Annotated in this window: 13 protein-coding genes; 7 read left to right on the forward strand and 6 right to left on the reverse strand. The window is 37.6% G+C overall.

Features of this window, described 5'->3' with window-relative positions:
* Positions 1–56: 56 nt before the first annotated feature.
* Genes galE through DF947_RS09245 form a run of 3 tightly spaced genes read right to left on the reverse strand, consistent with a single transcriptional unit; the run spans position 57 to position 3322 of the window.
* Entirely contained in the window at positions 57–1082 is a 1026-nt protein-coding gene (gene galE / locus DF947_RS09235) for a UDP-glucose 4-epimerase GalE (RefSeq protein ID WP_109929416.1), read from the reverse strand.
* Positions 1083–1086: 4 nt separating this feature from the next.
* Positions 1087–2238 (reverse strand): galactokinase, encoded by a 1152-nt coding sequence (locus DF947_RS09240; RefSeq protein ID WP_109929417.1) that lies wholly within the window; start codon positions 2236–2238, stop codon positions 1087–1089.
* A gap of 19 nt (positions 2239–2257) precedes the next feature.
* Complete coding sequence (locus DF947_RS09245; RefSeq protein ID WP_109929418.1) at positions 2258–3322, reverse strand: UDP-glucose--hexose-1-phosphate uridylyltransferase; 1065 nt, start codon at positions 3320–3322, stop codon at positions 2258–2260.
* A 160-nt stretch (positions 3323–3482) separates the two neighbouring features.
* On the opposite strand from DF947_RS09245, the gene DF947_RS09250 reads away from it, so the two are divergent.
* Complete coding sequence (locus DF947_RS09250) at positions 3483–4181, forward strand: NUDIX hydrolase (RefSeq protein ID WP_109929419.1); 699 nt, start codon at positions 3483–3485, stop codon at positions 4179–4181.
* A gap of 53 nt (positions 4182–4234) precedes the next feature.
* Complete coding sequence (locus tag DF947_RS09255) at positions 4235–4519, forward strand: hypothetical protein (protein ID WP_109929420.1); 285 nt, start codon at positions 4235–4237, stop codon at positions 4517–4519.
* A 150-nt stretch (positions 4520–4669) separates the two neighbouring features.
* Here the strand turns inward: DF947_RS09255 and DF947_RS09260 are convergent, their stop codons facing one another.
* The gene (locus DF947_RS09260; protein ID WP_109929421.1) at positions 4670–5452 is read right to left on the reverse strand and encodes a DUF72 domain-containing protein; all 783 of its coding nucleotides are present in this window, start codon (positions 5450–5452) and stop codon (positions 4670–4672) included.
* 136 nt (positions 5453–5588) lie between these two features.
* Here DF947_RS09260 and DF947_RS09265 point away from each other — a divergent pair, with 136 nt between their 5' ends.
* The 4 genes from DF947_RS09265 (at position 5589) to DF947_RS09280 (ending at position 10745) form a co-directional block, all read left to right on the forward strand.
* Entirely contained in the window at positions 5589–5822 is a 234-nt protein-coding gene (locus tag DF947_RS09265; protein WP_109929422.1) for a hypothetical protein, read from the forward strand.
* Between the two features lie 13 nt (positions 5823–5835).
* A complete protein-coding gene (locus tag DF947_RS09270; RefSeq protein WP_109929423.1) occupies positions 5836–7593 on the forward strand; it encodes an FAD/NAD(P)-binding protein in 1758 nt (585 codons plus the stop codon).
* 38 nt (positions 7594–7631) lie between these two features.
* Positions 7632–8216, forward strand: a complete 585-nt coding sequence (locus DF947_RS09275; protein WP_240615355.1) for a DUF1543 domain-containing protein — start codon at positions 7632–7634, stop codon at positions 8214–8216.
* A gap of 261 nt (positions 8217–8477) precedes the next feature.
* A complete protein-coding gene (locus DF947_RS09280) occupies positions 8478–10745 on the forward strand; it encodes a GH92 family glycosyl hydrolase (protein ID WP_109929425.1) in 2268 nt (755 codons plus the stop codon).
* Between the two features lie 225 nt (positions 10746–10970).
* Here the strand turns inward: DF947_RS09280 and DF947_RS09285 are convergent, their stop codons facing one another.
* Positions 10971–11618 (reverse strand): DUF1349 domain-containing protein, encoded by a 648-nt coding sequence (locus DF947_RS09285; RefSeq protein WP_109929426.1) that lies wholly within the window; start codon positions 11616–11618, stop codon positions 10971–10973.
* Positions 11619–11778: 160 nt separating this feature from the next.
* Here DF947_RS09285 and DF947_RS09290 point away from each other — a divergent pair, with 160 nt between their 5' ends.
* Positions 11779–12531: a response regulator transcription factor gene (locus DF947_RS09290; protein WP_109929427.1), complete on the forward strand. Its 753-nt coding sequence runs from the start codon at positions 11779–11781 to the stop codon at positions 12529–12531.
* A gap of 25 nt (positions 12532–12556) precedes the next feature.
* Here DF947_RS09290 and DF947_RS09295 read toward each other — a convergent pair whose 3' ends face one another.
* Positions 12557–13690, reverse strand: a complete 1134-nt coding sequence (locus tag DF947_RS09295; RefSeq protein WP_109929428.1) for an FAD-dependent oxidoreductase — start codon at positions 13688–13690, stop codon at positions 12557–12559.
* Between the last annotated feature and the right edge of the window lie 3 nt (positions 13691–13693).

The raw sequence follows: 13693 nt of genomic DNA on the forward strand, positions 1-13693 counted from the left end.
CCCTCATTTTCAATAATGAAATGAGGGATTTTTTACATTTATTTGCTGTTGATATTTTATTCAAAGGGATTCACTTTGATGTACTTTTCCCATTCCCATGCCGATCTCATCATCTCATCAATGCCAAGGGCAGCTTTCCAGCCCAGCACATCGTTCGATTTCTGAACATCGCCGTAAACCTTTTCCACGTCTCCGCTTCTCCTAGACCCAATCTTATAATCCAGTTTTTCTCCGGTCGTACCTTCAAAGGCAGAGATAATTTCAAGAACCGATGATCCCTTTCCGGTACCGATGTTGAAAACCTCATAATTGCTTTCCGCCTTCTTTTCTTCCATGCGCTTAACCGCGGCAACATGTGCCTTGGCTAGGTCTACTACGTGGATGTAATCGCGTACCGCAGAACCGTCAACCGTATCGTAATCGTTTCCGTAAACCGTTATCGGTCCGCGTTTGCCAATGGCCGACTGGGTAATAAAGGGAACCAGATTGGCCGGAACTCCGTTCGGAAGCTCACCAATCAGTGCGGTTTCGTGTGCGCCGACCGGATTGAAGTATCGCAGTGCGATTACGTTAAGATCGGGTGTTACCGCAGCGGTTTCCTCAAGGATTTCCTCTGCAATCTGCTTGGTATTTCCGTAAGGCGACTCGGCTTTCTTTACAGGTGCCGATTCGGTAACGGGCAAACTGTCTGGCTGGCCGTAAACCGTGCAGGACGATGAAAACACAAGATCGATCTTTCTGTTGAAAGAGGTAAGCAGATTGATCAGGCTGTAAAAGTTGTTCCTGTAATATTTCAGGGGCTGGGCAACCGATTCTCCAACAGCCTTATAGGCCGCAAAATGGATAATCCCGGTGATGTCCGTATGCTGCTCCGCAAATTCCTGAACAGCGCCGGCATCCTGAAGATCGATTTCCTGAAAATCGAACCATTTTCCGGTAATCGCGTGGAGCTGGGTCAGGATTTTGATGTTCGAGTTGGAGAGATTATCAACGATAACCACTTCGTAACCCGCATTGTGGAGTTCTACAACCGTATGCGAACCGATATAACCCGTACCTCCGGTAACTAATATTTTAGACATCTTGTTAAATTATTATGCTTGTGCCATCAGCTGTTTCTACAGTGTAGGCATCTAGTTTAATCCCAAATTCTTTAAGGTATTCAGCACTGATTTTTTCAATCAGTTCATCAATATTTTCGTCTTTAACAATGTTCAAAGTACAGCCGCCAAATCCACCGCCCATCATTCTCGATCCAAGCACATAATCTAAGCCTTTTACCGAATTGACCAAGAAATCAAGCTCCTTACAGCTCACTTCGTAATCTTTGCTTAAACCCTTGTGCGTTTCGAACATTAATGCACCAAGCTCCTTTAAATTACATTGCTCCAAATGATCTGCAGCCTTAATTAAGCGAGCAATTTCGCCAACTATAAATTTGCATTTCGTATAAACATCCTCATCTTTTGGCTTAACATATTCATCCAGCATTGCCAAATCTACGTCTCTAAGTGTTTCTACATGTGGATGGCCTTCTTTAACCCAAGCAACGCCCTGCTCGCAAGCTTCGCGGCGTTTATTATAAGCACTTTCTGAAAGAGAATGTTTTACATTGGTATTGAGCAAAACCAGTTTATATCCCTTTAGCTGAAGTGGCACATAACGATAATCCATCGATCGGCAGTCCAATACAATGGCTTGATCCTTTTTGCCAAAGGCTGAGGCAAACTGATCCATAATGCCACAATTTACACCAGCAAAGGTATGCTCGGCCTTTTGAGCAATCAATGCAATATCCAACTTCGAAATGGATAAAGAAAAGAGCTGATCTAGCGCAAAGGCAGTTGCACATTCTACCGCAGCAGAAGATGATAAACCTGCTCCAGGAGGCACATCGCCGTCAATATATAAATTGAAACCGCCGATTTTATAACCCCTCTTTTGAAGTTGATCTGCTACACCTAAAATATAATTTGGCCATCCTTTTTTAGATGGTTCCAGAGTGGCAAGATTGGCGGTATGCGTTTGTTTAAAGTCTTCTGCGTACAAGTGGACTTCATTGTCTTCACGCTTGGATACACCAAGATAAATGGCCTTATCAATAGCGGCAGGCATTACAAAGCCTCCATTGTAATCGGTATGTTCACCAATTATATTAATCCTACCGGGCGATCTAACCACCAGCGGATCGGTATAATAAATACTCTTAAATACTACTTTTAAACGTTCAATATCCATTTTTTACCGGATTTGGCTTTTATATTTTTATTTTTTGTTCAGCTTTATAATGCACAACAGGCAACTCCCTCAGTTTTTTTGCGGCAAATTCTGGTGTAATATCACGCTGTGGGTTTGCAAGCATTTCGTAACCCACCATAAATTTCTTTACCGTAGCCGAACGCAACAATGGCGGATAAAAATGCATGTGCCAATGCCATTCTGGATTGTCTCCATTATTTACAGGCGCTTGGTGCATCCCAGCAGAATATGGAAATGAGGTTTCGAAAAGATTGTCGTATTTAATGGTTAGTTTTTGAATTGCTTCTGCCAAAGATACTTTCTCTGCGGCATTAAAATACTTTATGCTGGTAACATGTCTTTTACTAACAATCATGGTTTCATAAGGCCATACAGCCCAAAAAGGTACCAGAACAACAAAATGATCATTTTCGAAAATAATTCTTTCCTGTTTTTTCAGTTCTAATTTTAAATAGGCAGAGAGTAAACTTTCTTTATGAACTGCATAATATGCCTTTTGGCGATCGCTTTCTTTTGCAATTTCTAAAGGAATATCGCTTTGCGCCCAAATTTGTCCGTGAGGATGTGGATTACTGCAACCCATAATTTCGCCTTTGTTTTCAAAAATCTGAATGTATTTAATCCATTCATTTTCTGCTAAACTGCTAAATTCTTTTTGCCAAACTTCTACAACTGCCGTAATTTCTGGCAAAGTCATTTCTGGCAGGGTTAAATTGTGTTTTGGCGTAAAACTGATAACCTTACAAATTCCTTTTTGATTGTTGGCAACCAATAAATCATCCTCATTAATACTGGCCAAAGGTGTTTCTTCCAACAGTGCACCAAAGTCGTTTTTAAAAACAAAACTCGCCTTATAATCGGGATTGTGATCTCCATCTGCTCTGGAATTACCTGGGCAGAGGTAACACTTTTCATCGTACGCTGGGCGATTATCTGGACTAACATCCTCTAACTTACCTTGCCAAGGTCGTTTTGTACGGTGTGGCGATACCAAAATCCATTCGCCAGTTAAAATATTTAATCGTGTATGTGGGTTTGAATCAAGATCGAAAGTTTCTTGCATGTTTGCTTATAATTTGGTTAGATCTGTATCCTTAAATTAGGTTGAACAAATTTATCGTGGCGCCAAATTATAAAATTATTATTAATTGTCAAAATGACATTTAATAATAATTTTTATTTTTGTTTAAATTTGAACATCTTAAGCCTGTTAAACTTTAATTATGATAGAATATTCTAGTCAGCCACATTATTTAGTTGCGGTAGATTGCATTGTTTTTGGTTTTGATGGGGCACATTTAAAAATTCTATTGGTTAAACGTGGCTTAGAGCCCGAAATTAATAAATGGAGCTTAATGGGTGGTTTTGTTGGCTCAAATGAAAGTCCTGATGATGCGGCAAACAGGGTGCTCAAAAAAATGACCGGGTTAGAAGGTGTTTATTTAGAGCAGATGCAGATTTATGGCGAGCCAAATCGCGATCCGATTGAACGTACTTTATCTGTTGGTTATTTTGCACTAATTGACATTCACAAATATGAAAATCAACTTAACGATGATTATGAGGCCGAATGGTTTTTAATAAACGAACGCCCGAAGCTTATTTTTGATCACGACCAAATGGTTGCCGATGCACGAAAGAAATTAAGATACAAAGCTTCGCTCCACCCGATTTTATTCGAAATGCTGCCAAAACAGTTTACCTTGCCACAATTACAAAATCTTTTTGAAGAAGTAAACGATACGAAAATAGATACCAGAAACTTCAGTAGAAAAATAACCTCGACAGGATTGCTGATTAAGCTTGAGGAAAAAGATAGATCCAGCTCGAAAAAAGGCGCCTTTTATTTTAAGCTGGATAAGAAAAAATATAAGGCCGATTTTCAGGCATTTTTAAATTTGATTCCTAATCTTAAGAATTAATTTTCTTTAATCAATAATTAAAACAATCGCCCACTAAAACGGTTCATCAAATTATGGACGCTTTTAAAATAATTATCCACCACAATTCTGCTGATTTAGAATTAACGATACTTCCCATCGAAGACATTTACCAGATTATCAATAAAGGTAAAACCATCGGTGCGCTTCGGAATTTAGATTTAGATTGGGAACTTTTGCCAATTGAAGATATTTTAGAGGAATTGCCTGTTTTCGAAAAAGACCTAGACAATGAACATTCGGTGCAGATTAATTTAGATACGCCTACCATAAACTTAATTACAGCGGAGATTGAAAACCACTTAAATCATTTGCGGTAACAATAACCAGATAAGAAATATATGGCAGAGAGGCTTTCATTACTACATGGCGAAAATTAGTTTTTCAGATAGCTTAATATTAACCATATAAGAAATATGAGGACATATAAGCTTATAGTTTCTTAAATGCCTTATATGGTGAAATCAGTATTATCTCTCGGCATCAAAAACCGATTCACTCACAAAATCTCTCAAGGTGGATAGATTTTGATATGCCTCCCCCATTGTATTGTTAAAGTAAACATACACTTCTTTGCCATCATTTAGCCAATCGCTTATATAACTGGCATATTCAGCCAAAAAACCATCATCGTAACTGCCCCGATAATTTCCATTTGGGCCATGAAATCTTAAATACACAAAAGATGCATCCAGTTCAATCATTGGTGTATGAGCAGGTGCCTTATCATGTATTACCAAACTTATGTTTCGATCGTTTAGAAGATCGTAAGTTTCGGTTTTATACCACGAAGGATGTCTAAATTCTACAGCAACCTTCCAGCCGACAGGATCATATTCACGAACAAATGTTAATAATCGTTCTACCTGCAAACTCGATTCTACTTTTAAACTTGGCGGAAACTGAATGAGTAATATTCCCTGTTTTTCTTTTGCAAAAGAAATACTATGCATAAATTTTTGCAGTAAAACCGGATCAAAAATTAGGCCTTTATTATGTGTAATATCCCTTAGCAGTTTAAACGTAAACTTAAAATCATCATTAACTTCGTTTACCCATTTGGCTACTGTATTTCCCATTGGGGTTTTATAAAAAGAGCTGTTAACCTCAATAGAATTCATTAACGAACTGTAATAGCACAATCGGCTTCGCTCTTTAAACTCATCTGGATAAAAAGCCTTATTTGGCACTGGTAAAATCAATCCACTGGTTCCCATGTAAAGTTTGCCTAGCGAATTTTTTGACTGCTCCATATTATAGTTTATAATTGGAAAACCTTAAATCCAAATGAATTGTTTTTTGTTTGATTACAAGTACTAAAAATCTTCCTTAAAAAAATATTAAAACAATTTATCTTTTTTAGGATTGTAAGAAGAACAATTACAGATAATGATGAATAAGGAAAATAAAATTAGCGCTGATCTGCAAAGATTCATTGAAAAATTTGAGCCAAATAAATATAAAACCTTGGCTAGGGGAATCGAGATAAGAGGAATTAACGACATCCACAGAAGCATTACTTTGGCAGAAAACCTAATAGAAAAAATGAAGCTAAAACTTACCATTAATCACAATGCAGAAATGGTAAGCTACGGTGGTTTCGAGGTTAATAACCTTGCTTAAAATCAAAAAATTTATGCCAGATAAAACAGAAAAAATTCAGATTGCAATTTTGGGCGGTGGTCCAAGTGGACTTTTCATGTTTAAAAGATTGATAGATTCTGATCTGAAAAATTTTTCGGTTGATATCATAGAGAAAAGCAGTCAGCTTGGTGCCGGCATGCCTTATAGCACAAAAGGCGCTAACGATGAGCACATTACCAATGTATCGGGCAATGAAATTCCAGAACTGGTTACCTCTATTTCCGATTGGATAAAAACGGTTCCGCAGGAAACCTTAGATCGCTTTCATGTTAATGCTGAAAAATTTAACGATTACAAAGTGCTTCCCCGCTTGCTCTTCGGTCAATATCTTTCCGCCCAGTTCGATCTTCTTTTTAAACAGGCAAAGGAAATGGGAATCGAAACCAATGTTTGCTTAAACAGCCCCGTTACCGACATCATTGATTATCCCGAAAGGAATAAAGTTGCCGTAGAAATTTCTGGCGAAGCCGTGTTGGAGTACGACAACATTATTATTTGTACCGGACACCGATGGCCTTTAAAGCATGAAAATGTTTTTAAGGGATATTTTGATTCTCCTTATCCTCCAGCAAAACTCGCCTTTAAAATTAACCATCCAGTTGCCATTAAAGGGTCTTCACTTACCGCAATCGACGCGATTCGTACAATGGCAAGGCAAAATGGAAACTTCCATTGGAAAAATGAAGATAAACTTGTGTACAAGCTAAACGAAGACAGTCCCAACTTTAAGATGGTTATGCACTCTAGAAGTGGTTTGTTACCGGCAATCCGTTTTCATTTGGCAGACTCACATCTCTTAAAAGACTCTGTACTGAGCCACGAAGTTGTAGAAAAAAACAAGGCCGAAAATGATGGATTTCTTTCTTTAGATTTTGTATTTGAGCAAAATTTTAAAGAGATGATTAGAGACAAAGAACCTGGTTTCTATGAGCACATTAGAGAAATGAGCATCGAGACTTTCGTAGATTCGATGATGGATTTAAGAGAAAGAATAGATCCTTTCCTATTATTCAAGGCAGAATATACAGAGGCAGAAAAATCGATTAAACGCAAAGAATCGGTTTATTGGAAAGAGATGCTTGCCGTATTAAGTTTTGCCATGAATTATCCTGCCAAGCACTTTTCGGCAGAAGATATGCAAAGGCTTCAGAAAGTTCTAATGCCCTTGATTTCTATTGTAATTGCCTTTGTTCCGCAGGGATCTGTTGAGGAAATGCTGGCCTTAAATGATGCCGGTGTACTCGAAATTATTCCTGTTGGCGATGACAGCTACACCGAACCACATGCTGATGGCGGTGCCATATATTTTTATACCGATGAATTAAATCAAAAGCAAAATCCGCATTTTAAAACATATGTAGATTGTGTTGGTCAGCCTCATTTAAATTATCAGGAATTACCATATAAAAGCTTGTTGAGCAAGAAAACCGTTAGCCCTGCCCAGATCAAATTTAAAGATGAAAAAGTTGGTAAGCGGGAAATGGAATCAGGAAATGAAAAGGTAGAAACCGATGGCAACGGAAATTATTATTTAAACGTTCCAGGGATTACCATTAACGATAATTTCCAAATTATAGACCATTATGGAGCCATTAATAACCGCATCTACATTATGGCTGTGCCGTACATTGGTGGCTTTAATCCTGATTATTCGGGTTTGGATTTTTGCGAGGCCGCATCAGAAAATGTGATTAAGAGTTTGGTTGCTTCTAAAGCTCAATTAGATTTTTTTAAACAATCTGAAGCCTAAAGCCGTTTGTTATTAAAGTCTTAAATTCAAAAAAAATAATGATGAGTGATGACCAGCAGACATCCACAAAGCCAAAACTCTTTATGCTTTTATTGGGATCTAAAGCACCCAACAGAAATATAGAACAACATGATTTCTTTTTTGGAATTGCCCACAATTTAAAAGAATTGGTTCCACAGATTAAAGCCTTTTGGCCAGAAGCTGGAACAAGCATTCATATTGATGGATGGAGAGAAGTAAATGCGGTTGATGGCTTTAAAATTAGTGTGGTTCCGAAAGGAGGCCATTCAATTAATTCAACCAAGAAACTGTATTTCATTAACCTCGGCGGTTATCAAAGCAACAAACTAGAAGAACAACATTATACCGTTTTATCTGTTCAGGATGATCGTGCGCAGGCCATTCAAAATGCCAAGAAAACGGTTTTCTTCAAAACAAATTCCATTAAAGGCGCAAATTCTCACATCGATGAAAAATACGGAATCGATGTCGATGACATATACAAAATAGAAGATATTTTAAACTCGGTTAGCAAAAAAAAATACAACATCGAAATCTATCCATCGGCAAATTTGCCTGAAGATGAAATTCATTTAGGATATTTTAAACTCGATAAAATTTAATGCCGTAAAAAAGCGGACTCATTTTAATCGATTTAAAATTACCGCTCCTTGCTTAGAAAGAATTACAAGAAATTTCCTTTTTGTTCTGGTGTTCCGGTTTACATAAGTTAGACTTTTTTCTGCAAATTGCATAAATCGTTTTAGCAGTTGAACTGCAAATTCAAAAATCTACATCACGAATAATACATTTAGAACTTACAGATGGTTAAATATCTTTTTTAAAAAATGTTAAGTTTGCTAAATCCTATGGAAACTATAAACATGAAAAAATACATTTGCTTTTTATTAGGCTCCTTTCTTTCGCTAACCATTTGTGCTAATTTTGCAACAGCACAAACCAAAAAACAGCCTGTTGATTACGTTAATCCATATATTGGTAATATTAGCCACTTACTCGTTCCAACCTATCCTACCGTTCATTTGCCGAATAGTTTGTTGCGGGTTTATCCGGAGCGTGATAATTTTACCAGTAACACCATTAACGGTTTGCCCATTGTTATAACCAGCCATAGAGGAAGCTCTGCCTTTAATTTAAGTCCGTTTCAGGGCGATTTAAAAAACGTTAAAAGTACACTGAATTATGGTTACGATAACGAGGTAATTAAGCCTTATTATTACGAAGTAGATTTGGATGATTGTGGCATTAACGTTCAATTTGCACCATCTCATCAATCGGGAATTTATGCGATCAATTTTTCTCAAACAGAACTTCCGCCTTACCTAATTTTAAATACCAGAGATGGCGAATTAAAGGCAAATCAAAATACAATTAGCGGTTTTCAGAAACTGGATAACAACACCAAGGTTTATCTTTATTTAGAAACGGATTTAACACCAACTGAGGCAGGCACACAAAAAGGCGATAAAATTTCTAATGATCAAACAACATCTGGTCGAAATGCTTATCTTATTCTAAAATATCCTTCCAAAACCAAGCAGATTAAAGCGCACTATGGGATTTCCTTCATCAGTGTAGAGCAGGCGAAAAATAATCTGCGAAGAGAAATAAAGAATTACAATCTGAATGAAGTAGCTCAAACCGGAAAAAACATCTGGAATGCGACACTAGGCAAAATTATGGTTGAGGGAACGGATGAAACCGCCAAAACCATATTTTACACTTCCCTTTATCGCACATACGAGCGCATGATCAGTTTATCTGAGGATGGAAAATATTTCAGTGCCTTCGATGGGAAAATACATAATGATAATGGTGTACCATTTTTTACAGATGATTGGATTTGGGATACTTATCGGGCAACACATCCGCTTCGGGTAATTATCGAACCAAAGATGGAAAGCAATATGATTAATTCTTATTTGCGAATGGCACAGCAAATGGACGATCATTGGATGCCGACTTTTCCTGAGGTTACGGGCGATAGTCGCCGGATGAACAGTAATCATGGCGTTGCAACCATTATTGATGCCTACAACAAAGGTTTAAGAACATTTAATCTAGAAGAAGCTTATCAATATTGTAAAGCAGGAATCACGGAGAAAACTTTGGCGCCATGGTCATCAAAAAAGGCGGGTGTTTTAGATCAGTTTTTTAGAGATAAGGGCTATTTTCCTGCGTTGCCTGCAGGCGAAAAAGAGACTGCGCCAGAAGTGCACGGTTTCGAAAAGCGCCAGCCCATTGCTGTGACTTTGGGTACCGTTTACGATGAATGGTGTTTAGGCAATATTGCTCAGCAATTGGGCAAAACGGATGAGGCAAAATACTTTTTAGATAAGAGCCTGAGTTATCGCACCGTTTTTAATCCAGATACCAAATTCTTCCACCCAAAAGATGCTGATGGCAAGTTTATTCAACCATTGGATTACCGTTTTTCAGGGGGTTTAGGCGCTAGAGAAACGTACGATGAAAACAATGGCTGGCTCTACCGATGGGATGTTTTACACAACGTGGGCGATTTGGTAAATATGATTGGTGGCAAACAGGCTTTTGTTGATGAATTGGAAAGAATGTACAATACATCATTAGGAAAAAGCAGATATGATTTCTACTCGCAACTGCCAGATCATACGGGTAACGTAGGCCAGTTTTCTATGGGTAACGAGCCAGCCATGCATATTCCATATTTATACAATTATGCAGGCCAGCCCTGGCGCACTCAGAAACGCGTTCGAAGCTTACTTACGCAATGGTTTCGTAACGATTTGATGGGTATTCCTGGAGATGAAGATGGTGGTGGTTTAACCTCTTTTGTCGTTTTTTCTGAAATGGGCTTTTATCCAATGACGCCCGGTTTGCCAATGTATGTTATCGGAAGCCCAACTTTTGCAAATGTAAAGCTGGATCTTGGAAACGGCAAAAAATTCGAGCTGGTCTGTTTAAATTATGCACCAGAGAACAAGTACATCCAATCGGCAAAACTGAACGGACAGGCTTGGAATAAATCGTGGTTTTCTCACGAGGATTTAATGAAAGGCGGAAAGTTAGAATTGGTAATGGGTAAACGCCCAAACAAACTTTGGGCGGCAGATGATGCTTCAATTCCACCCTCATTTAAAATGCCAAGGTAATAGGCAAATGATTTCTGAAGTTAATGGATAAAAGAGCTGTATCATAAATTAATCTTTCTTTAGATTTGTCACATTGAGCCTGTCGAAATGCTTTAAATACATTTTTTATTAATCCTTCGACAAGCTCAGAATGACAATTCACATTTATAATACAGCCTATTTTGATTTTATGTTCAAAATTGAATCATTTAAACATGTCAAGGCAATTCCTAAATTTTAAGTTGATCAATTATGTGTTTTAAGCCATTCTAACCTACGCTGATCGGGTAAATGTTTAACTTTGAAATTCTCAAACCTGGCTTCGAAACCATTACCATCTGGACTGGCAGCCATAAGTCCGATCATTACCGGAGCATTGTCTTGTAATGGGGCATTTCTGGTCATAATATAATTCTTATCATCAAGCGAATAAAAAATTTCTACCGCATCGAGCCTACGAACAACCTTAATCCAAATAAATGGTGGTACTTTCTCTAAAGTGAGAACGCTCCAATCACTTTTATCATGAGTAACTACGGTACTTACATTAAACTTTCCATCAACAAACTCAACACCGGTTTTTATGTAATTTTTATAATCGGTACGGATCATTAATCCCATTTGATCGAAACGAGCTTTGTAGGCACCTGTTAGTTTTACTTTTGCTTCGAACTCACCGCCATAAGTGCTATAATAAAAAGGAGCATCGTCTACAGTAAATCCGTAATGCGAAATACGCCAATAATCGCTGTTCGGTGTTACCTGCATAATCAAACTGTTGTTTTTGATTTCCCATTGCTCAGGCTCGTTAAACCATTGCAGTTTTTCCAGACTTTGTGCTTTCAGTTTATTCATACTAAGCATGATGATTAAGGCCAAAATGATTTTTTTCATGTTTATTCTGTGTTGATTTTATTGTTAAATATTCTGTAATGCCACTATACCATTCAGCATTTACTAGATGGCAAAATCACCATCCAAATGATTAAGTTCGCAAAGTTATTTACTGTTTAAACTAAATTCAATGGTAATAAATAACCATTCCCTTTAAGATATGCGAGACCTGCTTGATATTAAATTATTCTCACAGCCGTTTGATGCAACCCAGAATTCGACCATAAAACTGAACAATGGCAAACAAATCGCCCAAATGTACGCCAAGCTTGAAAATTGCATTAGCGTTTTGAGCGATTTGAAAGCAAGAAAAAGCTATATTTCTTATGGTTCAATTGCAGATTTACTTGGCCTTCAAAAGAAAGAAACGGAAATTAATTCCATATGGGAAGACGAATTATTAAGCCGAGTACACCCAGAAGATTTACAGAAAAAGTACAGATTGGAATTTCAGTTTTTCCAGCTTTTAAATTCTATCGATTTAGCTAATCGTGCTAATTACGAATTGATTACCAAGCTTAGAATTCGTAATCTGGAGGGCAAATATATATTCGTTAAACATCGTTTACTATACATTGGCAGTTCAGAGGATGGCAGTATCTGGCTCGCCCTTTGTCTATACAATTTAATTTACGAACATCCCGAATTTGAGATTCCTCAGGGCATTATAATTAATACGCAATCTGGCAAAATCATGGATTATAATCACCATGAGTTTAGCCAGATTCTATCATTACGTGAAAAAGAAATTTTGCAGTTAATTAAGCATGGGCGAAGAAGTAAAGAAATTGCTGATAAACTCGGCCTTAGCATCAATACCGTTAATCGGCACAGACAAAACATTTTTCAAAAGCTAAACGTAACCAATGCAATGGAGGCTTGTAGAGTTGCAGAAGGTACGGGGTTGCTATAACTTTAATAATTAGGCTAGAGACAACCTAACTATTAAATTTCAAAAATGAAAAATTTGGATTAAGCATCTCTATTTCGTTTTTATTGGTTTCATACTCTGCTTCTCTTGCATAAACAAACATTTTTTGTTCATAGTCTTTTATTGCAGCATCAATGGTTTCGAAAGCTCCATTAGTAAGATTCTCAGATAAAATCAATGCATCTTTTAGTCCGATATTTACGCCCTGCCCAGCAAAAGGAGGCATAATGTGCGCAGCATCTCCGATAAGCGTAATTGGTAAAGTGCGATCATTATTCCAGGGTTTATCCAAAGGAATTTTTCTGGTTGTCCAAATTACAAATGATGAAGTAGCGCCGAACAATTTTTGGTAACATTCGCCCCAGCTCGATAATTTTTCTTTAAGAAAAGATGCAATTCCTGCTGTATTTATTTTATTTAATTCGTTTACACTTTCCCATTCTTCTGGCTTTTTAAAAATCACATTGTAACTTAATAAATCGCCATTCTTGGGGTTTGCCACCAACAAATTGCCATTGCTTGCAACCATTAAAATGTTATCATCACAACGTTGATAAAAATCTTTACAATTTATCTCTGGCTGGGCTACATCTCCCTGAACCATAATTGTTCCGGTGTATTCTACTTGCGCATCGGTAACGTATTTTCTAACCGCTGACATTCCACCATTGGCGCCGATTACAAAATCTGCCGTTGCACTTTCATTATTTTCAAAGTGTAAAAGCCACTTCCCATCCCTTTCCTCAAGACCTGTAAATTTCCGATCCCAAACTACGGTTTCGCTGGCCAGACTTTCGAGCAACAATCGCTTTAAATCATTTCTATTTATTTCCGGGTTATCAAACTGACTTTCTGGAGCCGATTTTTTAGACAACAAAACATTGCCCTGCTCATCAGCTATAGTCCTTCCCATTGGTTTTGCCATTGCATAATAAGTTTCCAGTAAACCAGCCTTTTCTAATGCATCCTGCCCTGAACCTTTATGCAGATCGAGCGTACCACCAGAAATTCTTGCCTCTGCGTTTTTATCTCTTTCGTAAACGTTTACACTTACGCCTTTTTGTTGCAGTAATCTTGCCATCGTCAATCCAACCGGACCGCCTCCAATAATGGCTACCGTTTTATTTTCGAGTAACATCATTTT

Source organism: Pedobacter paludis (genome assembly GCF_003173575.1).
GTDB classification, from domain to species: domain Bacteria; phylum Bacteroidota; class Bacteroidia; order Sphingobacteriales; family Sphingobacteriaceae; genus Pedobacter; species Pedobacter paludis.

Excerpts from the sequence above, each read along its gene's own strand:
- galE (WP_109929416.1), bottom strand. The coding sequence starts at position 1,082 with ATGTCTAAAATATTAGTTACCGGAGGTACGGGTTATATCGGTTCGCAT.
- DF947_RS09240 (WP_109929417.1), bottom strand. The coding sequence starts at position 2,238 with ATGGATATTGAACGTTTAAAAGTAGTATTTAAGAGTATTTATTATACC.
- DF947_RS09245 (WP_109929418.1), bottom strand. The coding sequence starts at position 3,322 with ATGCAAGAAACTTTCGATCTTGATTCAAACCCACATACACGATTAAAT.
- DF947_RS09250 (WP_109929419.1), top strand. The coding sequence starts at position 3,483 with ATGATAGAATATTCTAGTCAGCCACATTATTTAGTTGCGGTAGATTGC.
- DF947_RS09255 (WP_109929420.1), top strand. The coding sequence starts at position 4,235 with ATGGACGCTTTTAAAATAATTATCCACCACAATTCTGCTGATTTAGAA.
- DF947_RS09260 (WP_109929421.1), bottom strand. The coding sequence starts at position 5,452 with ATGGAGCAGTCAAAAAATTCGCTAGGCAAACTTTACATGGGAACCAGT.
- DF947_RS09265 (WP_109929422.1), top strand. The coding sequence starts at position 5,589 with ATGATGAATAAGGAAAATAAAATTAGCGCTGATCTGCAAAGATTCATT.
- DF947_RS09270 (WP_109929423.1), top strand. The coding sequence starts at position 5,836 with ATGCCAGATAAAACAGAAAAAATTCAGATTGCAATTTTGGGCGGTGGT.
- DF947_RS09275 (WP_240615355.1), top strand. The coding sequence starts at position 7,632 with ATGATGAGTGATGACCAGCAGACATCCACAAAGCCAAAACTCTTTATG.
- DF947_RS09280 (WP_109929425.1), top strand. The coding sequence starts at position 8,478 with ATGAAAAAATACATTTGCTTTTTATTAGGCTCCTTTCTTTCGCTAACC.
- DF947_RS09285 (WP_109929426.1), bottom strand. The coding sequence starts at position 11,618 with ATGAAAAAAATCATTTTGGCCTTAATCATCATGCTTAGTATGAATAAA.
- DF947_RS09290 (WP_109929427.1), top strand. The coding sequence starts at position 11,779 with ATGCGAGACCTGCTTGATATTAAATTATTCTCACAGCCGTTTGATGCA.
- DF947_RS09295 (WP_109929428.1), bottom strand. The coding sequence starts at position 13,690 with ATGATGTTACTCGAAAATAAAACGGTAGCCATTATTGGAGGCGGTCCG.